The sequence below is a fragment of the Pseudomonas sp. NFACC10-1 genome, from assembly GCF_900119195.1.
Classification (GTDB): Bacteria; Pseudomonadota; Gammaproteobacteria; order Pseudomonadales; family Pseudomonadaceae; genus Aquipseudomonas; species Aquipseudomonas cerasi.
Genome location: NZ_FPJB01000005.1, coordinates 461,003 through 482,006, shown reverse-complemented (window position 1 = coordinate 482,006; position 21,004 = coordinate 461,003). Strand labels below are relative to the sequence as shown.

Genomic DNA, 21,004 nt, shown 5'->3' with positions numbered 1-21,004 from the left:
GGCAAGCCGGTCGCGGCGCAGGTATTACACAGTCAAAGGCTTAGTTGATCTGGCCGTGACAGTGTTTGAATTTCTTGCCCGAACCACACCAGCACAGCTCGTTGCGGCCCAGTTTCTGGTCGTTGCGAACCGGTTCGGATGCAACGGCAACAGGCGCTTCACCACCCTCTTCGTCGAGCAGCGGCTGCTCGATACCCGGTGCAGGCGCGTGTTCGAACTGCATGCGACTGGCCAGCTCTTCGGCTTCCTGACGCAGGCGTGCTTCTTCTTCCTCTGGATCTTCGCGGCGAACCTGAACATGCGAAAGCACACGGATAGTATCGCGCTTGATCGAATCGAGCAGTTCCTGGAACAGCGTGAAGGACTCGCGCTTGTATTCCTGCTTAGGGTTCTTCTGAGCGTAACCGCGCAAGTGGATACCGTGACGCAGGTGGTCCATGGTCGACAGGTGATCTTTCCACAGGTCGTCCAGCACGCGCAGGAGGATCTGCTTCTCGAAGGAACGCAGGGCTTCGGCGCTGGCCTGGTCTTCCTTCTCGTTGTAAGCCACCAGCAGCTGCGCCATGATTTTTTCGCGCAGGCTGTCTTCGTGCAGGTTGTCGTCTTCGTCGAGCCACTTCTGGATCGGCAGTTGAACCGCGAAGTCGGTGTTGAGCGCCGATTCCAGACCGGCAACATTCCACTGCTCCGGCAGGGATTGTGGCGGAATATGCTGGCTGATCAGGTTGTTGAGCACTTCTTCACGGAAGTCGGCAATGGTCTCGCCAATGTTCTCGGCGGCCAGCAACGTGTTACGCATGTGATAAATCACTTTACGCTGTTCGTTGGCCACGTCATCGAACTCCAGCAATTGCTTGCGGATGTCGAAGTTGCGACCTTCCACCTTGCGCTGCGCTTTTTCGATGGCGTTGGTCACCATGCGATGCTCGATGGCCTCACCGGACTGCATGCCCAGCGCCTTCATGAAGTTCTTCACCCGGTCAGAGGCAAAGATGCGCATCAGGCTGTCTTCGAGCGACAAGTAGAAACGGCTGGAGCCGGTGTCGCCCTGACGGCCGGCACGACCGCGCAGCTGGTTGTCGATACGGCGCGATTCGTGGCGCTCGGAGGCGATGACGTGCAGGCCGCCCGCTTCGATCACCTGCTGATGGCGTTTCTGCCAGTCAGCCTTGATCTGCGCGATCTGCTCCGGAGTCGGGTCTTCCAGATTGGCGACCTCGACTTCCCAGTTGCCGCCCAGCAGGATGTCAGTACCACGACCGGCCATGTTGGTGGCGATGGTCAATGCACCCGGACGACCGGCCTGCGCAATGATTTCCGCTTCTTTCTCGTGGAACTTGGCGTTCAGAACCTTGTGCTCGATGCCTTCCTTGTTGAGCAGGCTGGACATGTGCTCGGAAGTTTCGATGGTCGCTGTACCCACCAGCACCGGACGGTTTTCTGCAAGGCAGGCCTTGATGTCGGTGACGATGGCGGCGTACTTCTCTTCCGCCGTCAGGTAGACGAGGTCGTTGAAGTCCTTGCGCGCCAAAGGCTTGTTAGGCGGGATGACCATCACGGCCAGGTTGTAGATCTGGTGGAATTCGAACGCTTCGGTGTCGGCCGTACCGGTCATGCCGGACAGCTTGTTGTACAGACGGAAGTAGTTCTGGAACGTGGTCGATGCCAGGGTCTGGCTTTCGGCCTGAATGTTCAGGTTTTCCTTGGCTTCGATAGCCTGATGCAGGCCCTCGGAGAGGCGACGACCCGGCATGGTACGGCCGGTGTGCTCGTCAACCAGCAGCACCTGACCGTCGGAAACGATGTATTCGACGTTGCGATTGAACAGCTTATGCGCACGCAGACCGGCATAGACGTGAGTCAGCAGGCCCAGGTTATGCGCCGAATAGAGGCTCTCGCCTTCAGCCAGCAGGCCGACTTCGGTGAGCATTTCCTCGATGAACTGGTGACCGGCTTCGTTCAGCTCGACCTGACGGGTTTTCTCGTCAACGGTGAAATGACCCGGCTTGGTGACTTCGCCTTCCACTTCCTCGATATGCTGCTCGAGCTTGGGGATCAGGCGGTTGATTTCGGTGTACAGCTTGGAACTGTCTTCAGCCTGACCGGAGATGATCAGCGGCGTACGCGCTTCGTCGATCAGAATCGAGTCGACTTCGTCGATCACGGCGAAATTGAGTTCGCGCTGGAACTTGTCGTCCATGCTGAACGCCATGTTGTCGCGCAGGTAATCGAAACCGTATTCGTTGTTGGTGCCGTAAGTGATATCGGCAGCGTAGGCGGCGCGCTTCTCTTCCGGCGGCTGGAATGGCGTAACGATGCCTACGGTCAGGCCGAGGAATTCGTACAGCGGACGCATCCAGTTGGCATCGCGGCGAGCGAGGTAGTCGTTCACGGTAACCACGTGAACGCCTTTGCCGGACAATGCGTTGAGGTAGACAGCCAGCGTACCGACCAGGGTTTTACCTTCACCGGTACGCATTTCCGCGATCTGACCTTCGTGCAGGGTCATGCCGCCGATCAACTGTACGTCGAAGTGGCGCATGCCCATGACACGCTTGCCCGCTTCACGAGCGACAGCAAAGGCTTCCGGGAGCAATTGATCGAGGGTCTCGCCTTTGGCTATGCGGGCCTTGAACTCTTCGGTCTTGGCGCGCAGTTGCTCGTCCGAAAGGGCCACCATTTGCTCTTCGAAGGCATTGACGATCTGTACCGTCTTGAGCATGCGTTTTACTTCACGCTCGTTCTTGCTTCCAAAAAGTTTTTTCAACAAAGGCGCAAACATATCGACAGGATCTTCCACACATAGGAATGGAGGGCGGCCCCGTGAGTCGCCCGTGCAGCCCAGATGGCCGCATGCGAACGAGCATTCTACCCGGAAACGATGGTGAGGAAAGTGGCGTTATTCCACGATGCTGGCACAGCGCTGTGACGGGGCAGGTTTACAATGGGGCCATTTTCAAGCACTTCAACCCGTTATCCGGGGAAGTTACTCATTGATTTGCATATGAAAGCACGGAAATGCCCTGAAAAGCAGCCGTCAGAACGCTTTCTGTTAAGATGTTCATCTTGTTACCCAGGCATCCCTCCATGGCCTTTCGTCCTCTGAACGCCCGCCCGCCCGCGGTTTTGCTGCGTGAAGCCAAGCCCCTGAAGGCTATATTTCGTCACGCCGAGCGACTCAGCCACTTGCAGCGCCTGCTCGAAAGCCAGCTGCAACCAGCGGCCCGGGAGCATTGTCGCGTGGCATCGTGGCGCGAAGGTACCTTGTTGCTGATCGTGACGGACGGTCACTGGGCCACGCGCCTGCGGTACCAGCAGAAACGCCTGCACCGGCAAATGATGGCCTTCGACGAATTCATCAACCTGACCCGCATTGTGTTCAAGGTGCAGCCGCCTGAAGCGCCACGCGGAGCTGCCACGCACACCATCGACCTGTCGGCAGTGGCTGCCGAAAACATTCAGGCCACCGCTGAAGGCATCACCGATCCGCGCTTGCGTGCCGCACTGGAAAGACTGGCCAGCCATGCAAAGGACAGGAAGTAACCCTGCCTGATCGCCGCCAGCACTGACCTCCCCTGAAAAACCCATAAAAAAAGGCCACCCGAGGGCAGCCTTTAAAGAACAAAAGGAAAGAGAGTAAAGCTTGCTTACACGGCCGCGACAGGACGCATGTAAGAAATAGGTGCCGTACTGGCATCCTCGAAAGTCACCACTTCCCAAGCGTCTTTCTGCTCGATCAACGTACGCAGCAAACGGTTGTTCAGTGCATGCCCCGATTTGAAACCCCGGAACTCACCAATCAGGCTGTTGCCCAGCAGGTAGAGGTCACCGATGGCGTCGAGGATTTTGTGTTTGACGAATTCGTCCTCGTAACGCAGGCCGTCTTCGTTCAGTACACCGTCCTTGTCGACCACGATGGCGTTTTCCACGCTGCCGCCGAGTGCGAGGTTGTGCTTGCGCAGGTACTCGATATCACTCATGAACCCGAAGGTCCGGGCACGGCTGACTTCCTTCACGAAGGAAGTACTGGAAAAGTCCACGCTTGCACTCTGGGTGCGGTCACGGAAGACGGGGTGATCGAAATCGATCTCGAAACTGACCTTGAACCCTTCGAAAGGCACAAAAGTAGCGCGTTTACCGCCCTCCTCGACTGTGACTTCACGCAGGATACGGATGAATTTCTTCGGCTCGTCCTGTTCTTCCAGGCCTGCCGATTGAATCAGGAATACGAAAGGGCCTGCGCTGCCGTCCATGATAGGAACTTCGGAGGCAGAGAGCTCGACGTAGGCGTTATCGATGCCAAGGCCAGCCATGGCCGAGAGCAAGTGTTCTACCGTGTCGACTTTGACATCACCATTGACCAGAGTGGTCGACAGAGTGGTGTCACCGACGTTTTCCGCACGCGCAGGGATCTGCACGACGGGGTCAAGGTCAGCTCGGCAAAACACAATGCCGGTATTCACAGGTGCGGGCTTGAGGGTCAGGTAAACCTTCTCCCCGGAGTGCAGGCCTACACCTGTGGCACGGATAATATTTTTCAGGGTGCGTTGTTTTATCATGGCATGGGCCGCTTCAGCGCAAGTTGCGAACTGGTATCAACAAAGGCTGGCGATGATAGCAGACCATGCCTTTGCTGAACACCAATCACCCTAATACCCCTGATACATTTCATCAATCGGCCTGACGACGCAGGAAAGCCGGGATGTCCAGGTAATCGAGATCATCGTTTGGATTCATCTTCGCCGCTGCTGTAGCGCCTGCGTGTGCCTGATTGCGCATCACGGTAGGACGATCCAGGTCACGGTAGTTGACCGACGGTGCTTCCTGACGGGACGCCTGCTGCGCAGGAGCCTGCTGGGTGGTCTGCAGCGTGTTGTCGATAACCTTGACAGGTTTCTCGATTTTCGCGCCCAGGCCGGTGGCAACCACGGTCACGTGCAACTCGTCACGCATGTCCGGATCGATAACGGTACCGACCTTGACCATCGCGTGCTCGGAAGCGAACGCTTCGATGATGCTACCCACGTCCGAGTACTCACCCAGAGACAGGTCAGGACCGGCAGTGATGTTGACCAGGATGCCGCGAGCGCCCTGCAGGTTGACGTCTTCGAGCAACGGGTTGCGGATCGCCGCTTCGGTCGCTTCACGTGCACGGTTAGGACCGCTGGCGCAGCCAGTGCCCATCATCGCCATGCCCATTTCGCTCATCACGGTACGCACGTCGGCGAAGTCGACGTTGATCATGCCCGGACGCTTGATGATGTCGGAGATACCGCGAACGGCACCGGCCAGTACATCGTCAGCCTTGGCGAAAGCCGACAGCAGGCTGGCGTCTTTACCGAGGATGGTCAGCAGCTTCTCGTTGGGAATGGTGATCAACGAGTCGACGCTTTCGGACAGCATGCGGATGCCTTCATCGGCGATCTGCATACGCTTGCGACCTTCGAACGGGAACGGACGGGTCACGACTGCGACCGTCAGAATGCCCATTTCCTTGGCCACTTCAGCAATGATCGGTGCTGCACCGGTACCGGTACCGCCGCCCATGCCAGTGGTGATGAAAACCATGTTGGTGCCCTGCAGAACTTCTGCAATGCGCTCACGATCTTCCAGTGCGGCCTGACGACCGACTTCAGGGTTGGCGCCAGCGCCAAGGCCCTTGGTCACGCCGGTGCCCAGCTGCAGAATGGTCCGCGCGCCGATGTTTTTCAGCGCCTGAGCATCGGTGTTGGCGCAGATGAATTCCACGCCTTCGATGTTGCTCTTGACCATGTGATTGACAGCGTTGCCGCCACCACCGCCTACGCCGATAACCTTGATAACCGGGCTTTGCGGGACGTTGTCTACGAGTTCGAACATTTTCTCTCTCCTTCCGCTTTCTAGTTAGTTTTGCCTACTGCCTGCCGATACTGCTGGTGAAGCCCTGAATCTGAAGCTGTGAAACCGTTGAACGTTGAAACTTAGAAATTGCCCTGCACCCAACGCTTGATACGCTCAAGCACCGGTGCCTTGGTTTCGTCGCTGTAGCTGCTGTTGCCGACAATCCCGGACAGCGAAATGCCATCCGATTGTTTTTGCAGCCCGTACATCAACAGGCCTACGCCGGTTGAGTAGATCGGGTTGCGGACGACATCAGCGAGCCCTTTGACGCTGTGCGGTACGCCCAGGCGAACCGGCATGTGGAAGATTTCCTCGGCCAGTTCGACCGCACCTTCCATTTTCGCTGTGCCCCCGGTCAGCACGATGCCGGCCGGGATCAGGTCTTCGTAGCCGCTGCGGCGCAGTTCGGCCTGGATCAGGGTGAACAACTCGTCGTAACGAGGCTCGACCACTTCTGCCAGGGCCTGACGCGACAGCTCGCGAGGTGGACGGTCGCCCACGCTCGGCACTTTGATGGTTTCGCCTGCACCGGCCAGCTTGGCCAGCGCACAGGCATAACGAATCTTGATTTCTTCGGCGTACTGAGTCGGAGTGCGCAACGCCATGGCGATGTCGTTGGTCACCTGATCACCCGCAATCGGGATGACCGCTGTGTGGCGAATGGCGCCTTCGGTGAAGATCGCGATGTCGGTAGTGCCGCCACCGATGTCCACCAGGCAGACACCCAGTTCTTTCTCGTCATCGGTCAGCACGGAATACGCCGAGGCCAACTGTTCGAGAATGATGTCGTCGACTTCCAGCCCGCAGCGACGTACGCACTTCTCGATGTTCTGCGCCGCGTTCACCGCACAGGTCACCACGTGAACCTTGGCTTCCAGACGTACGCCGGACATGCCCAGGGGCTCACGCACGCCTTCCTGATTATCGATCACGTAATCCTGAGGCAAGGTGTGCAGCACGCGCTGGTCGGCAGGAATGGCCACCGCCTGAGCAGCATCGAGCACACGCTCCAGATCCGCAGAGCTGACTTCGCGATCACGAATCGCCACGATGCCGTGTGAGTTCAGGCTGCGAATGTGGCTGCCTGCCACACCAACAAATGCCGAGTGGATACGGCAACCGGCCATCAGCTGCGCTTCTTCGATTGCGCGCTGGATCGACTGCACGGTCGATTCGATATTCACCACCACGCCCTTCTTCAGGCCGCGGGAGGGATGGGTACCGATACCCACGATTTCCAGCGAGCCATCGGCCGCGACTTCGCCTACCAGTGCCACCACCTTGGAGGTACCGATATCCAGCCCGACGATCATTTTGCCGCTTTGCACATTTGCCATGGTCCTGCCTCTTATCAATTCTTCGCGACGGCGGGTTTTTCCGTCGCCGGCGCTGCCTGTTCGCGCCAACCGACCGCAAGGCCGTTGGAGTAACGCAAGTCGACGCGCGCGATATTCGTTATTTGGTCTTTCAGCGTTTTGTCGTAAATCGCGATGAAGCGGCGCATTTTTTCGACAAGGTGGTCGCGTCCAAGCAACAACTCGATACCCGGGCCAGCACTACCGGCACCTGTCGTCAGGAACCAGCTGCCACGCTCGCGCAGCTCCAGGCGCACGATGGAGAAGCCCAGCGGGCGCAACATCTGACTCAACACCTGATACTGCTGCATCACCTGCTGCTGGGCCCGCTGCGGGCCGAACAACTGGGGAAGATGTTCGTAATTGGACAGTTCACGCGGTGTGAAAGCCTGCCCCTGGTTATTCAACAGCGCTTCATCGCCCCAACGGGCAACCGGCAACTGCTCTTCAAGACGAATCACCACCTGATCCGGCCATACACGGCGGACCTCGGCGTGCGCGATCCAGGGCATCTGCTCAAGCTCGGTGCGCATGGCAGCCAGATCGATCTTGAAAAAGCTCGACGCCACATAAGGCGCAATCCGCTGCTGCACAGCCTGCTGGCTGATGTAACTCAAATCGCCCTGCACGTTGATGCGGGTGATCGGGCGGTCGGCGTACGGCAGCAGACGCTGTGCTGCCTCATAAGTACCGAAGCCCAGAACCACCAACAGCACAGGCCAGAGCAAACGCTTCAGAAAACTGAAGTTGGCCTTGGGCAGGCGCGCCGACAAGGGCTCCTTGGCCACCATACGGCTGGCGCCGCGCGGCACCGGCTTGTTGCGGCCGGGAGCAGGTGGCTGAGGACGTGTCGACGCGCCGTACATGCCTTAACCTCTCGCCTGAACGCTGTCGGCCAGAATCGCCAACACCAGTTGTTGAAAATCCAGACCTGCCGCACGGGCCGCCATAGGCACCAGACTGTGATCGGTCATGCCGGGTACAGTATTAACTTCCAGTAACCAGAACTTGCCTTGTGCGTCCTGCATGACATCCGTGCGCGCCCAGCCTGCAATGCCGATGGCATCGCAAGCACGTGCTGCAAGTTGTTTGAGTTCCTGTTCCTGCGCATCGCCAAGTCCGCACGGAATCCGATACTGGGTATCGGACGCCAGGTACTTGGCATCGTAATCATAAAAACTATGAGGAGTGCCCAGGCCGATGGGAGGCAACACCTGGCCACGCAGAGACGCCACAGTGAACTCAGGTCCCTGAATCCACTGTTCGACTAATACTTGCGAATCGTAGGTACTGGCGGCTTTCCAGGCGGCGATCAATTCATCGACGCTGTTCACCTTTGCCATACCGATACTTGAACCTTCATGGGCCGGTTTGACGATCAAAGGCAGGCCCAGTTCCGTCACGGCGCAAATACAATCACTCTCGTTTTCAAGAACGGCATGCAGCGGTGTGGCGAGGCCGAGACTCTGCCAGACCTGCTTGGTGCGCAACTTGTCCATCGCCAGGGCAGAAGCCAGTACGCCACTGCCGGTATAAGGGATTTCCAGGCATTCCAGCAGGCCTTGCATGGTGCCGTCTTCACCGCCACGTCCGTGCAGAACGATAAAGGCACGGTCGATTTTCTCGCTGACCAGCCGCTGCAGAAAGTCGTCGCCCACATCGATGCCGAACGCATCCACGCCAGCCTCGAGCAACGCGCCGAGCACGGCATTACCCGAGTTCAGCGAGACCGCCCGCTCGGCACTCTTGCCACCGAAGAGCACGGCGACACGGCCGAAGCTTTTCGGCTCAAGTGTCGAGCGCAGGGACGACTGGGCGACAGCTGTCATTTCAGCTTCCCTTCGGTGGAGGCCACTTTGGCACCGGCGAACAGTGGGCTTTTCAGCAGCTGTGGCGCAAGACCACCGATGTCGCCAGCGCCCTGACACAACAGGATGTCGCCGGCACGCAACAGCGGCTTGACCAGCGGCGCCAGCTCGACACCACGCTCGATGTAGATCGGGTCCAGCTGGCCACGCTGGCGAATGCTGTGGCACAGGTTGCGGCTGTCCGCACCAGGAATCGGTTCTTCACCGGCCGGGTAGACTTCCATCAGCAGCAGCACATTGGCGTCCGCCAGCACCTGGACGAAATCGTCGTACAGGTCACGGGTGCGACTGAAACGGTGTGGCTGGTAGACCATCACCAGACGACGGTCAGGCCAGCCGCCACGCACAGCGTTGATAACGGCAGCGACTTCGCGCGGATGGTGACCGTAGTCATCGACCAGCATCACGTTGCCGCCGTCAACCGGCAGCTCGCCGTAGACCTGGAAGCGCCGACCGACGCCCTGGAACCCGGAAAGACCCTGAACGATGGCCTCGTCGCTGACGCCCTCGTCGGTGGCGATGGCGATGGTCGCCAGCGAGTTGAGTACGTTGTGATTGCCGGGCATGTTCACCGACACATCCAGCGGCTCGCGGTCGCGGCGCAGTACGGTGAAGAATGTCAGCATGCCGTCCTGACGCACATTGATTGCACGTATATCGGCAGACTCGCTGAAGCCATAGGTCAGCGTCGGACGCTTGACCAGCGGCAGAATTTCACGCACCACCGGATCGTCGATGCACATCACCGCCAGCCCGTAGAACGGCAGGTTGTGCAGGAACTCGACAAAGGTCTTCTTCAGTTTGTTGAAGTCGCCTTCGTAGGTCGCCATGTGATCGGCGTCGATATTGGTGACCACAGCGACCAGAGGCTGCAGGTGCAGGAAGCTGGCGTCGCTCTCATCGGCTTCGGCGATCAGGTAGCGGCTGGTGCCCAGCTGCGCATTGGTGCCCGCCGCGTTGAGACGGCCGCCAATCACGAAGGTCGGGTCCAGGCCGCCGGCAGCGAATACCGAAGCGATCAGGCTGGTGGTGGTGGTCTTGCCGTGCGTACCGGCAACAGCGATGCCGTGGCGATAACGCATCAGCTCGGCGAGCATCTCGGCACGCGGTACGACCGGAATGCGGCGCTCCAGCGCGGTGGCCACTTCCGGGTTGGAGGTGTTGACGGCACTGGACACTACCAGCACGTCGGCACCGATGGTGTTCTCGGCACGATGGCCGATAAAAATCTGTGCGCCGAACGATTCCAGGCGCTCGGTCACGGCCGAGCCCTTCAGGTCGGAGCCCGAGACTTCGTAACCCAGGTTCAACAACACCTCGGCGATCCCGCACATGCCGACACCGCCGATACCGACGAAGTGGATACGACGGATACGGCGCATTTCAGGTTGTGGCATGGCGCGTTGATTCTCAACCATGGGCCACCTCCACACAGACGTTGACGACAGTGCTGGTTGCATCAGGCATGGCCAGGCTGCGTGCAGTGCGGGCCATGCTGTTCAATTGTTCGGGTTGCATCAAAACCTCTTTCAGGCGTGCTGCCATCTCGGCGGCGCCAGTTGTCGCTTGCGGCATGACGAAGGCTGCGCCTTCGCGAGCCAGATAGTCAGCGTTACGTGACTGATGGTCATCAATCGCGTGGGGCAGCGGTATCAGCAACGACGGCAGGCCGGCGGCGGCCAGTTCGCTGATGGTCAATGCGCCTGCGCGGCAGACCACCAGATCGGCCCAGCCATAGGCTTGGGCCATGTTCTGTATGAATGGCGCAACCTGCGCCTCGACGCCCACGTTGCGATAGCGCTCGGCGGTGACTGCGTCATGATTCTTGCCCGACTGATGAAACACTTCGGGCTGGATGTCCTGAGGCAGCTGAGACAGCGCCTCGGGCAGCAGTTTGTTCAACGGCTCCGCGCCCAGGCTGCCGCCCAGTACCAGCAGACGAGCCTTGCGTCCGGCCAGAGCCTGACGCGGTGTTTCCAGAAACAGCTCGACACGCACCGGGTTGCCGGTGGTGCGACGCTTGGATGAATCCGCAAAGGTGTTCGGGAACGCTTCGCACACCCGGCTGGCGAACGAGGCCAGACTGCGGTTGGCGGTACCGGCAACGGCATTCTGCTCGTGAATGATCAACGGTACGCCTGCCAGCTTCGCCGCCAGACCGCCAGGGCCGGTGACATAGCCACCGAAGCCGACCACACAGACCGGTTTCACCTCACGCACAACCTTGCGTGCCTGCATCAGGGCCTTGAGCAACATGAACGGCGCCTTGAGCAGCGACAAGCGGCCCTTGCCACGCAGACCGGTAACGTTGATCAGGTGCAGCGTCAGACCGGCCTGCGGCACCAGTTCGTTTTCGATACCACGCGGCGTGCCCAGCCAATGGACCTTGTAGCCGCGTGCCTGGAACTCGCGCGCACAGGCCAGCGCCGGGAATACATGCCCGCCGGTTCCGCCTGCCATGATCAGCACGTTAGCGTCCATGCGGTGTGTCCTCGGCGAAGTCGCTTTCCTTGAACTCGGCTTCTTCACTGCCCATGTTGTTGCGCGATTCCCACTCGATGCGCAGCAGCAGCCCGAGGCTCGCGCAGCAGATCACCAGCGAGCTGCCGCCGTAGCTGAGGAACGGCAGGGTCAGCCCCTTGGTAGGCAGCAGACCGACGTTCACACCGATGTTGATCAGGAACTGACCGATCCACAGGAACGAAAGGCCGTAGGCCACATAGGCACCGAAGAACTGCTTGGCGCGCTCGGCCCACATGCCGATGTACATGCCGCGAATACTGACGAACAGGAACAGTGCGACGGTGATCAGCGAACCCACCACGCCCAGCTCTTCTGCAAGTACCGAGAACACGAAGTCGGTGTGCGCTTCCGGCAGATAGAACTGCTTCTGCACACTGTTGCCCAGTCCGACGCCGAACCACTCGCCGCGACCGAAGGCGATCAGTGCCTGGGTCAATTGATAGCCGGAACCGAACTGGTCGGCCCACGGGTCGGTAAAGTTGGTCAGACGCGCCATCCGGTAAGGTTGGGCCTGGACCAGCACAACCACAGAAGCGACCGCCAGCACCACCATCAGCGAGAAGCGGAACAGGCCGACACCGCCGAGAAACAGCATGGCTGCCGCCGAGCCCATCATTACCACGGTCGCACCGAAGTCAGGTTCCATGAGCAGCAGACCGGCCATCGGCAGCAGCACGATGAACGGCTTGAAAAAGCCCATCCAGCTTTCGCGAACTTCCTGCTGCTGACGAATCAGGTAGCCGGCAAGGAAGATCACCACGAATACCTTGGCGATTTCCGACGGCTGCACGTTGAACGCGCCGAAACCGATCCAGCGCATCGAACCGTTTACCTCGCGCCCGATTCCCGGCACCAGTACCAGCAGCAACAGGCCGAACGCGCCAAGCAGCATCATCCAGCCCAGGCGTTGCCAGGTGGCGACCGGAATCATCATGGTCACGCCACAGGCACCCAGACCGATCAGCAGATAAACCAGGTGACGGGTCATCATGTACAGCGTGTTACCGGACTGTACGGCGGCAACTTCCGACGAGGCCGAGGTAATCATCACCAGGCCAAGGCCGAGCAGCGCCAGGCAGCCGACCAGCATCGGGAAGTCCAGGTCGATGCCGCGCCCACTGATCAGTGGCGATGGATAAGGCTTGATCACACCGAAGATCATGACAAGCACTCCACTGCCTGCGCGAACACACGTCCGCGCTCTTCATAATTCTTGAACATGTCCAGACTGGCGCATGCAGGAGAAAGCAATACGGCATCGCCACGCTGAGCCAGTTTTGCGCTGTGCTCGACAGCCGCCTGGACGGTGTCGACATGCACCAGCGGGACAGCGTCGCCCAATGCCTGGGCAATAAGCTGGGCATCACGCCCGAGCAAGACCGCCGCGCGGCAATGCTCGGCGACTGGCGCGCGCAAACCGCTGAAATCAGCGCCTTTGCCATCGCCGCCGGCGATCAGCACCAGCTTGCCGTCGATATCCGAGCCCAGACCTTCGATGGCAGCCAGCGCGGCACCCACGTTGGTGGCTTTGGAGTCGTTGTAGTAATGAACGCCTTCGTGCTCGCGCAGCCACTGGCAGCGATGCTCCAGACCAGTGAACTCGCGCAGGCTGGCGAGCATGGCGTCGAACGGCAGGCCGACCGCATGCCCCAGGGCCAGGGCGGCAAGCGCGTTGGACTGATTGTGCGCACCACGCACTTTCAGCTCACGTACCGGCATGAGGTTTTCAAACTGGAACGCCAGGTACTTTTCGCCGTTCTCTTCACGCAGGCCGAAACCATGGAAGTCGGGCTTGTTGAGGCCGAATGTCCAGCACGGCAGGCCTTCGCCAATCAACGGACGTGACAGCGCATCCTGACGATTGACCACCACCTGCCGCGCGCCACGGAAAATCCGGTGCTTGGCCAGGTGGTAGGCAGGCAGGCCGCTGTAACGGTCCATGTGGTCTTCACTGATATTCAGCACGGTCGCCACTTCGGCATTGAGCTGGTCAGTGGTTTCGAGCTGAAAGCTGGAAAGCTCCATCACGTACAGCTCGACGTCGTCGCTGAGCAGGTCCAGCGCCGGAGTGCCGAGATTGCCGCCCACCGCCACACGCTTTCCAGCGGCAGCAGCCATTTCGCCGACCAGTGTCGTCACGGTGCTTTTCGCATTCGAGCCGGTAATGGCAATCACCGGCGCCTTCGCGTGACGCGCGAACAGTTCGATGTCGCCCGACAGTTTGACGCCACGTGCGTGAGCCTGCTGCAGGGCCGGGGTCGCCAGGGCCAGACCGGGGCTGACATACAGCTCATCGGCACGGCAGAGGAAATCCACGTCCAGCTCGCCACAACGCACTTCCACCTGCGGATAGTCGCGACGCAAGGTCGCCAGCTCAGGAGGATTCTCCCGCGTGTCGGCCACGGCAAAGGACACGCCCTGGTTCGCCAGGAAGCGAACCAGGGACATGCCGCTTTTGCCTAGACCCACGACAATGCGGAAGCGGTCGGAAACGATCAGGGACACTCGTTCTACCTCAGTTTCAGCGTGGCAAGGCCAATGAGCACCAGAATCACGGTGATGATCCAGAAACGGACGATCACACGTGGCTCGGGCCAGCCTTTGAGTTCAAAGTGGTGGTGGATCGGCGCCATGCGGAATACGCGGCGGCCGGTAAGTTTGAAAGACGCAACCTGAATGACCACTGAAAGGGTTTCCATCACGAACACGCCGCCCATGATGAACAGGACCATTTCCTGACGAACGATCACCGCCATGGTGCCCAGCGCCGCGCCGAGTGCCAGCGCACCGACGTCGCCCATGAACACCTGCGCCGGATACGTGTTGAACCAGAGGAATCCGAGCCCGGCGCCAATCAGCGCCCCAGAGAACACAATCAGCTCGCCCGCCCCCGGCACGTAGGGAATCAGCAGGTATTCAGCAAATTTCACGTTACCCGACAGGTAGCAGAAGATGCCCAAGGCACCGCCTACCATCACCGTCGGCATGATCGCCAGACCATCCAGCCCGTCAGTCAGGTTGACTGCATTGCTGGAGCCGACAATCACGAAATAGGTCAACACGATGAAACCGATACCCAGCGGGATACGCACATCCTTGAGCATCGGCACGATCAGCGTGGTTTCAGTCGCCGACGGTGCAGTCGTATAAAGGAAGATCGCTGCACAGAGGCCAAAAACCGACTGCCAGAAATACTTCCAGCGGCTCGGCAGGCCCCGGGAATTCTTTTCGATCACCTTGCGGTAGTCATCGACCCAGCCGATGGCGCCGAACAACAGTGTCACCAGCAACACAACCCATACGTAACGGTTGCTCAGGTCAGCCCACAGCAATGTACTGATACCGATGGACGACAGGATCAGCGCCCCACCCATGGTCGGCGTACCCGACTTGGACAGGTGCGATTGCGGACCATCGTTGCGCACCGACTGACCGATCTGACGCATTTGCAGGGTGCGGATCATCCACGGCCCCAGGCACAGCGACAGCGTCAGGGCGGTGAGCACGCCAAGGATCCCGCGCAATGACAGGTACTGAAAGACCGCGAAGCCTTTGTAGAACTGTTGTAAAAACTCGGCCAACAGCAGCAGCATTAATGTTTCTCCAGGCTAGAACCGCACAAGGCAGCCACGACGTGTTCCATCGCAGCGCTACGCGAGCCCTTGATCAGTAAAGTGGTATCAGGATTCTGCTCGGCGCCCAGCGCCGCGATCAGTTCAGCCTGACTGGCAAAGTGGTAAGCGTGCTCGCCGAAGGCGCTGACCGCGTGAGTCATCAATGGGCCGACGGCATACAGCGCCGACACCTTGCCAGCGGCATAGGCGCCCACTTCGCGATGGCCCTGCTCGGCCCATTCGCCCAGCTCACCGATGTCGCCCAGCACCAGTACGGTACGACCGGTGAAGCCGGTGAGGATGTCGACGGCCGCGTTGATCGAGGCAGGGTTGGCGTTGTAGGTGTCATCGATGACGCGCATGCCATTGCTGGCGATTTGCGCCACGGCACGGCCCTTGACCGGCTGCACGTTGTTCAGCCCGGTGACGATCCCTTCCAGCGGCACACCCATTGCGCAGCCCGCAGCCGCAGCGGCCAAGGCGTTGGACACATTGTGTGTGCCGAGCAGGTTCAACTGGACCCGGGCAGTGCCGAGCGGGCTGTTGAGGGTAAAAGCCGGGCAGCCCCGAGCATCACGGCTCAGCTCGCTGGCGTACACGTCAGCCGCAGAGTCGGTCAGTGCGAAGGTCAGGACATTGCGATCGCCGGCGCGCTTGCGCCAGATCGGAAACGCCTTGTCTTCCAGATTCAATACTGCAGTACCACCCGCGCCGAGACCTTCGAGAATCTCGCCCTTGGCTTCGACAATTCTGTCCGGGCCGCCGAACTCGCCGACGTGGGCAGTTCCGGCGTTGGTGATCATGGCGACGTGCGGCTTGGCGAGGCTTACGGTGTAGGCAATCTCGCCGACCCGCGACGCACCCAGCTCGATCACAGCGGACGTGTATTCCGGGGCCAGTTCCAGCAGAGTCAGTGGAACGCCCAATTCGTTGTTCAGGTTGCCTCGGGTCGCCAGCACCGGGCCGCGCGTGCGCAGGATGCTCGCGAGCATTTCCTTGACCGTGGTCTTGCCACTGGAGCCGGTGACTGCAGCAACCGGCCGGTCGACGAATGCATTGCGATTCATGGCACCCAGTTGGGCAAGCGCCTTGCGGGTATCCAGCACGACCAGTTGCGGCAAGGCGGCGCCCTGCACTTCGCGCTCGACCAGAGCACCGACCGCACCTTTGGCAGCCACTTGATCGAGGTATTCATGACCGTCAAAACGCGGCCCGGTCAGGGCTACGAACAGCTGGCCTGGCTCGATGCCACGGCTGTCGGTGCTCACGCCGGAAAAGCTGCAGTCGCCCCCGACCAGACGCGCATCGAGTGGTACAACCAGTTCGCTGAAGGTCATTGGCTTAAGCATTTGCAGGCTCCCATATGGCAAGCGCGTTGGCGGCTTCTTGCAAATCGGAGAATGGCTGCCGCTGACCATTGATTTCCTGATAGTCCTCGTGGCCCTTGCCGGCGAGCACTACGACGTCATCGGCATTGGCGCTGGCAATCAGTTCGGCAATGGCCTGACCGCGGCCTTCGATGAAACGCACCTTGTCCGCAGCAGCGAAGCCAGGGCGAATATCGTCAAAAATACTGGCTGGCGATTCGGAGCGCGGGTTGTCGTCGGTGACCCATGCACCGTCTGCCAGGCGTTCGACCACTTCAGCCATCAGCGGACGCTTGCCGCGATCACGATCACCGCCGCAGCCGAACAGGCACAACAGACGGCCTTTGGCGTGCGGGCGCAGTGCTTCGAGGACTTTTTCCAGCGCATCCGGAGTATGCGCATAATCGACAACCACCAGCGGCTTGTCGGCACCACCCAGACGCTGCATGCGCCCGACCGGGCCTTCGAGTTTCGGCAGCACCTTGAGAATTTCGTCCAGCGCGTAATCCAGGCCCAGCAAAGCGCCGACCGCAGCCAGCACGTTGCTCAGGTTGAAGCGACCCAGCAGGCTGCTGCGCAGGAAATGCTCGCCCTGAGGCGTGACCAACGTAGCGCGCACGCCATCATCATCGAATTTCGCATCGCGGCAATACAGGTAGGCCGAGCTATCCAGCTGGCTATAGGTGATCAACCGCGACTCTTGCTTGATACCGGCCAGTTCACGACCGAAAGTATCATCCAGGTTGATTACCCGGCATTTCAGGTTGGACCATGCAAACAGCTTGGCCTTGGCGGCAGCGTACGCTTCCATGGTGCCGTGATAATCCAGGTGATCACGGGACAGATTGGTCAGCACCGCCACATCAAACGCCAGCGCCGTCGCCCGCCCTTGATCCAGCCCATGAGAAGACACTTCCATCGCCACTGCGCGCGCACCGGCCTTTTTCAGATCGGCCAGCGTCGCCTGAACAGCAATCGGGTCAGGCGTGGTATGACGGCCGCTTTGCAGCGCGCCGTAGAATCCTGTGCCCAGTGTGCCGACGATGCCGCAGTGCTGACCCAGCGCATCAAGCGCCTGCGCAACCAGCTGGGTGACGCTGGTCTTGCCGTTGGTGCCGGTAACACCTACCAGATTCAGACTGCGACTCGGGTCGCCGTAGAAGCGGCCGGCAATATCGGACAACTGCGCGGCGAGCCCCTTGACCGGGATCAGCGGCACGTCAGTGATCGGCAGAACGGTCGAGCCTTCGACTTCGTACGCCACAGCCGCCGCGCCACGCTTGAGCGCGTCGGCAATATGCGCACGGCCATCGACCTTGATACCCGGTATGGCTAGAAACAGATCACCCGGACGGACATTGCGACTGTCGAGAGTCAACTCGCGAATCAGCGCATCGCGGTCGGTGTGAGCGAAAATCTTGCTCAGATTAAAGGCCATCAACCACGCCCTCCTTTGGCTGCCGGTGCGGCGTTGACTTGTTCAGGTGGCGCAAGGTTGTCCGGCGTCACGTTCATCAGACGCAACGTGCCGGACATGACCTTGCTGAATACCGGGGCCGAAACCAGACCGCCGTAGTAACCACCCTTGCTCGGCTCGTCGATGACGACCACGATGGCGTAACGCGGGTTACTCATCGGGCCGAACCCAGCGAACAGCGAGCGATAGGAGTTTTCCGCGTAACCCTTGGTACCGATGGACGTCTTACGCGCCGTACCACTCTTGCCACCGACGTGGTAGGACGGTACACGGGCGCGATAGACGCCGCGCGGGTCCTCGATAACCTGCTGCAACATGCCTTGCAGGGTCTTGGCGGTTTTCTCCGGAATGGCCTGGGTCGATTCCGGCTCTTTATCTGTTTTCAGAATGGTCAACGGCACAATGCGGCCATTGTTGGCCAGCGCGCCGTAGGCATGCACCAGCTGCAAAGCCGTGACCGACAAACCGTAGCCATAGGACAGCGTGGCGGTTTCAGCCTTGCGCCATTCGCGGTAGTTGGGCAGGTTGCCGACGCGCTCGCCAGGGAAGCCGAGGCCGGTGTACTGACCGAAACCGACGCGCTGCATGGCACGAAAGATCGCCTCACCGCCCACATCGAACGCGACCTTGCTCATGCCGACGTTACTGGAGTTGATCAGAATGCCGGTCAGATCGAGGATCGGGCCTTCGGTCTTGGTCACGTCACGAATCGTGTATTTGCCGATCTGCAGGGTGCCCGGATAAACCTCGACCTTGTCGGTCGGCTTCCAGCGGCCACTGTCCAGCGCCGCGGTCATGGAGATCGGCTTCATGGTCGAACCAGGTTCGAACACGTCGATGATGGCCCGGTTGCGCATGGCGGCAGGCACCATGGTGCGGCGGTTGTTCGGGTTGTAGGTCGGCTGGTTGACCATCGCCAGCACCTCGCCGGTCTTGACGTCCATGATCACCATGCTGCCGGCCTTGGCCTCGTTCTCGACGATGGCATTGCGCAGTTCACGGGTCGCCAGGTACTGCAGGCGCAGGTCAATGGACAAAGCCAAGGTCTTTCCGGCCTTGGCATTCTTGGTGACCTGAACATCCTTGATCAGTCGACCGCGCCGGTCCTTGATGACCTGACGTTTGCCGGGCACACCGGCGAGCCAGTCGTCATACGCCAGCTCGACGCCTTCGCGGCCATGGTCATCAAGGTCGGTAAAGCCGACCATGTGTGCGGTGACATCGCCGGCCGGATAAAAGCGGCGGAATTCTTCGATGCCGTAGACACCCGGTACTTTCAGGTCGATGACCGACTGGCCCTGCTCTGGCGTCAGGCCACGGACCAGATAGATGAATTCCTTGTTCGCCTGCGAGTCCAGACGCTCGGTCAATGCCTTGAGATCCTGACCCAGCGCGGCTGCCAGCATCGGCCACTTGGACTTGTCCTGCTGCATTTCACGCGGGTTGGCCCACAGCGTCGTCACCGGAGTACTGACCGCCAGCGGCTCGCCGTTACGGTCAGTGATCAGGCCACGGTGCGCCGGAATAGGAATATGCCGAAGGCTGCGTGCATCGCCTTGCTCTTTAAGAAAGGTATGGTCGATGACCTGCAGGTCGACGATGCGCCAGCAAATGGCGAGCACGAGGGACACCAGCAGCCCTACGACTACGCGAAAACGCCACGGATAAAGAGCGCCATCGAGCTTCATCATGGCGCCACCATCCGTACTTCGGCAGCGCTCGGGATGCGCATCTTCAGTTGTTCGGTGGCCAGAGTCTCGATACGGCTGTGTGCAGTCCAGGTGCTCTGCTCAAGAATCAGCCGGCCCCACTCTGCCTGCGCCTTGTCGCGCACGCTCATTTCCGAATACAGCGAGTTGAGCAGTTGACGATTCCAATGTGCGCTATAGGAAACGCCAATCGCCGAAATCAGGACAGCAATGAACAGCAGCAGCATAATGAAGCTGCCGCCGGGCAGAGGTTTAAGAAACAGACGGCTCACCTGAGCTTCTCCGCTACACGCATGACAGCACTGCGCGAGCGCGGGTTGGCTTTGGTTTCGACATCAGAGGCGAACTGGGCCTTGCCGTGAATTTTGATTTTCGGTTCGAACGGCTTGAACTGGATCGGCAGATTACGCGGCATGTTGTCGGCTTCGCCCTTGGCGAGCTTGCGCATGAACAACTTGACGATGCGGTCTTCCAGCGAGTGAAAGCTGATGACGACCAGACGGCCGCCCACTTCCAGCGCATCCAGAGCCGCTTCGAGACCGGCTTCCAGATCGCCCAATTCGTTGTTTACGTGAATACGCAGGCCCTGAAAGGCACGCGTTGCAGGATTCTTGCCCTTTTCCCAGGCAGGATTGGCGACCTTGAGCACTTCTGCCAGATCGGCTGTGCGCTCGAAAGGCTGGACTTCACGGCGCGCGACGACCGCATTGGCCATCCGCTTGGCAAATCGCTCTTCGCCGTATTCCTTGAAAACGCGGGCAATCTCTTCAGCCGGTGCAGTCGCGATGAACTCGGCAGCGCTCACGCCATGGGTCGGGTCCATGCGCATGTCCAGAGGACCGTCGTTCATGAAGCTGAAACCGCGCTCGGGATCATCCAGCTGCGGGGACGACACACCCAGATCCAGCAGAATGCCACTGACCTTGCCCGCCAAACCGCGTTCCTGAGTCTCGGATCCCAATTCGGCAAAGCTGCGCTGCACAATGACAAAGCGGCCGTCTTCGGCCGCTAGCGCTTGCCCGGTGGCAATCGCTTGAGGGTCCTTGTCGAATCCCAGGAGCCGACCCTCTGGGCCCAGCTGGCTGAGTATCAGACGACTATGCCCGCCACGCCCGAACGTGCCGTCCAGGTAGCAGCCATCGGCGCGCACCGCGAGAGCCTCCACGGCTTCTTCAAGCAGCACGGTGATGTGGGTAAAGCCGCTATTCATA

The 21,004-nt window shown here is 60.0% G+C and carries 17 protein-coding genes; 1 reads left to right on the top strand and 16 read right to left on the bottom strand.

Annotated features, from left to right (window positions below; genetic code table 11):
- Positions 1 to 40 precede the first annotated feature (40 nt).
- Complete coding sequence (gene secA / locus BT119_RS17400; RefSeq protein WP_072366435.1) at positions 41 to 2,782, bottom strand: preprotein translocase subunit SecA; 2,742 nt, start codon at positions 2,780 to 2,782, stop codon at positions 41 to 43.
- Positions 2,783 to 3,087: 305 nt separating this feature from the next.
- On the opposite strand from secA, the gene BT119_RS17395 reads away from it, so the two are divergent.
- Positions 3,088 to 3,543, top strand: coding sequence for a DUF721 domain-containing protein (locus tag BT119_RS17395; protein ID WP_003313540.1), 456 nt, complete (start codon positions 3,088 to 3,090; stop codon positions 3,541 to 3,543).
- Positions 3,544 to 3,647: 104 nt separating this feature from the next.
- Here BT119_RS17395 and lpxC read toward each other — a convergent pair whose 3' ends face one another.
- The 15 genes from lpxC to rsmH all read right to left on the bottom strand — a co-directional run bounded on the left by lpxC (position 3,648) and on the right by rsmH (position 21,003).
- Positions 3,648 to 4,559 (bottom strand): UDP-3-O-acyl-N-acetylglucosamine deacetylase, encoded by a 912-nt coding sequence (lpxC, locus tag BT119_RS17390; protein WP_003364012.1) that lies wholly within the window; start codon positions 4,557 to 4,559, stop codon positions 3,648 to 3,650.
- A 112-nt stretch (positions 4,560 to 4,671) separates the two neighbouring features.
- A complete protein-coding gene (ftsZ, locus tag BT119_RS17385) occupies positions 4,672 to 5,859 on the bottom strand; it encodes a cell division protein FtsZ (protein ID WP_002555041.1) in 1,188 nt (395 codons plus the stop codon).
- Positions 5,860 to 5,960: 101 nt separating this feature from the next.
- Complete coding sequence (ftsA, locus tag BT119_RS17380; RefSeq protein ID WP_003364017.1) at positions 5,961 to 7,217, bottom strand: cell division protein FtsA; 1,257 nt, start codon at positions 7,215 to 7,217, stop codon at positions 5,961 to 5,963.
- Between the two features lie 14 nt (positions 7,218 to 7,231).
- Complete coding sequence (locus BT119_RS17375) at positions 7,232 to 8,101, bottom strand: cell division protein FtsQ/DivIB (RefSeq protein ID WP_003364019.1); 870 nt, start codon at positions 8,099 to 8,101, stop codon at positions 7,232 to 7,234.
- A gap of 3 nt (positions 8,102 to 8,104) precedes the next feature.
- On the bottom strand, positions 8,105 to 9,064 hold the full coding sequence (locus BT119_RS17370; protein ID WP_044308994.1) for a D-alanine--D-alanine ligase: 960 nt from the start codon (positions 9,062 to 9,064) through the stop codon (positions 8,105 to 8,107).
- Positions 9,061 to 10,521 (bottom strand): UDP-N-acetylmuramate--L-alanine ligase, encoded by a 1,461-nt coding sequence (murC, locus tag BT119_RS17365; protein WP_003424493.1) that lies wholly within the window; start codon positions 10,519 to 10,521, stop codon positions 9,061 to 9,063. Before murC ends, BT119_RS17370 begins: the two co-directional genes overlap by 4 nt.
- A complete protein-coding gene (murG, locus tag BT119_RS17360; protein ID WP_003431460.1) occupies positions 10,514 to 11,584 on the bottom strand; it encodes an undecaprenyldiphospho-muramoylpentapeptide beta-N-acetylglucosaminyltransferase in 1,071 nt (356 codons plus the stop codon). Before murG ends, murC begins: the two co-directional genes overlap by 8 nt.
- Positions 11,574 to 12,788, bottom strand: coding sequence for a putative lipid II flippase FtsW (gene ftsW, locus BT119_RS17355; RefSeq protein WP_003431463.1), 1,215 nt, complete (start codon positions 12,786 to 12,788; stop codon positions 11,574 to 11,576). Before ftsW ends, murG begins: the two co-directional genes overlap by 11 nt.
- Positions 12,785 to 14,131: a UDP-N-acetylmuramoyl-L-alanine--D-glutamate ligase gene (murD, locus tag BT119_RS17350; protein WP_044308992.1), complete on the bottom strand. Its 1,347-nt coding sequence runs from the start codon at positions 14,129 to 14,131 to the stop codon at positions 12,785 to 12,787. Before murD ends, ftsW begins: the two co-directional genes overlap by 4 nt.
- 5 nt (positions 14,132 to 14,136) lie before the next feature.
- Positions 14,137 to 15,219, bottom strand: coding sequence for a phospho-N-acetylmuramoyl-pentapeptide-transferase (gene mraY, locus BT119_RS17345; protein ID WP_003431468.1), 1,083 nt, complete (start codon positions 15,217 to 15,219; stop codon positions 14,137 to 14,139).
- Positions 15,219 to 16,589 carry a UDP-N-acetylmuramoyl-tripeptide--D-alanyl-D-alanine ligase gene (murF, locus tag BT119_RS17340; protein ID WP_003431469.1) on the bottom strand — a complete coding sequence of 457 codons (1,371 nt, stop codon included), beginning with the start codon at positions 16,587 to 16,589 and terminating at the stop codon, positions 15,219 to 15,221. Before murF ends, mraY begins: the two co-directional genes overlap by 1 nt.
- Positions 16,582 to 18,045: a UDP-N-acetylmuramoyl-L-alanyl-D-glutamate--2,6-diaminopimelate ligase gene (locus BT119_RS17335; RefSeq protein ID WP_072366433.1), complete on the bottom strand. Its 1,464-nt coding sequence runs from the start codon at positions 18,043 to 18,045 to the stop codon at positions 16,582 to 16,584. The genes murF and BT119_RS17335 overlap by 8 nt, the downstream gene beginning before the upstream one ends.
- Positions 18,045 to 19,772: a peptidoglycan D,D-transpeptidase FtsI family protein gene (locus tag BT119_RS17330; protein ID WP_010427469.1), complete on the bottom strand. Its 1,728-nt coding sequence runs from the start codon at positions 19,770 to 19,772 to the stop codon at positions 18,045 to 18,047. Before BT119_RS17330 ends, BT119_RS17335 begins: the two co-directional genes overlap by 1 nt.
- Positions 19,772 to 20,065: a cell division protein FtsL gene (ftsL, locus tag BT119_RS17325; RefSeq protein WP_003340690.1), complete on the bottom strand. Its 294-nt coding sequence runs from the start codon at positions 20,063 to 20,065 to the stop codon at positions 19,772 to 19,774. The genes BT119_RS17330 and ftsL overlap by 1 nt, the downstream gene beginning before the upstream one ends.
- A complete protein-coding gene (gene rsmH / locus BT119_RS17320; RefSeq protein ID WP_072366431.1) occupies positions 20,062 to 21,003 on the bottom strand; it encodes a 16S rRNA (cytosine(1402)-N(4))-methyltransferase RsmH in 942 nt (313 codons plus the stop codon). The genes ftsL and rsmH overlap by 4 nt, the downstream gene beginning before the upstream one ends.
- Between the last annotated feature and the right edge of the window lies 1 nt (position 21,004).

Excerpts from the sequence above, each read along its gene's own strand:
- secA (WP_072366435.1), bottom strand. The coding sequence starts at position 2,782 with ATGTTTGCGCCTTTGTTGAAAAAACTTTTTGGAAGCAAGAACGAGCGT.
- BT119_RS17395 (WP_003313540.1), top strand. The coding sequence starts at position 3,088 with ATGGCCTTTCGTCCTCTGAACGCCCGCCCGCCCGCGGTTTTGCTGCGT.
- lpxC (WP_003364012.1), bottom strand. The coding sequence starts at position 4,559 with ATGATAAAACAACGCACCCTGAAAAATATTATCCGTGCCACAGGTGTA.
- ftsZ (WP_002555041.1), bottom strand. The coding sequence starts at position 5,859 with ATGTTCGAACTCGTAGACAACGTCCCGCAAAGCCCGGTTATCAAGGTT.
- ftsA (WP_003364017.1), bottom strand. The coding sequence starts at position 7,217 with ATGGCAAATGTGCAAAGCGGCAAAATGATCGTCGGGCTGGATATCGGT.
- BT119_RS17375 (WP_003364019.1), bottom strand. The coding sequence starts at position 8,101 with ATGTACGGCGCGTCGACACGTCCTCAGCCACCTGCTCCCGGCCGCAAC.
- BT119_RS17370 (WP_044308994.1), bottom strand. The coding sequence starts at position 9,064 with ATGACAGCTGTCGCCCAGTCGTCCCTGCGCTCGACACTTGAGCCGAAA.
- murC (WP_003424493.1), bottom strand. The coding sequence starts at position 10,521 with ATGGTTGAGAATCAACGCGCCATGCCACAACCTGAAATGCGCCGTATC.
- murG (WP_003431460.1), bottom strand. The coding sequence starts at position 11,584 with ATGGACGCTAACGTGCTGATCATGGCAGGCGGAACCGGCGGGCATGTA.
- ftsW (WP_003431463.1), bottom strand. The coding sequence starts at position 12,788 with ATGATCTTCGGTGTGATCAAGCCTTATCCATCGCCACTGATCAGTGGG.
- mraY (WP_003431468.1), bottom strand. The coding sequence starts at position 15,219 with ATGCTGCTGCTGTTGGCCGAGTTTTTACAACAGTTCTACAAAGGCTTC.
- murF (WP_003431469.1), bottom strand. The coding sequence starts at position 16,589 with ATGCTTAAGCCAATGACCTTCAGCGAACTGGTTGTACCACTCGATGCG.
- BT119_RS17335 (WP_072366433.1), bottom strand. The coding sequence starts at position 18,045 with ATGGCCTTTAATCTGAGCAAGATTTTCGCTCACACCGACCGCGATGCG.
- BT119_RS17330 (WP_010427469.1), bottom strand. The coding sequence starts at position 19,772 with ATGAAGCTCGATGGCGCTCTTTATCCGTGGCGTTTTCGCGTAGTCGTA.
- rsmH (WP_072366431.1), bottom strand. The coding sequence starts at position 21,003 with ATGAATAGCGGCTTTACCCACATCACCGTGCTGCTTGAAGAAGCCGTG.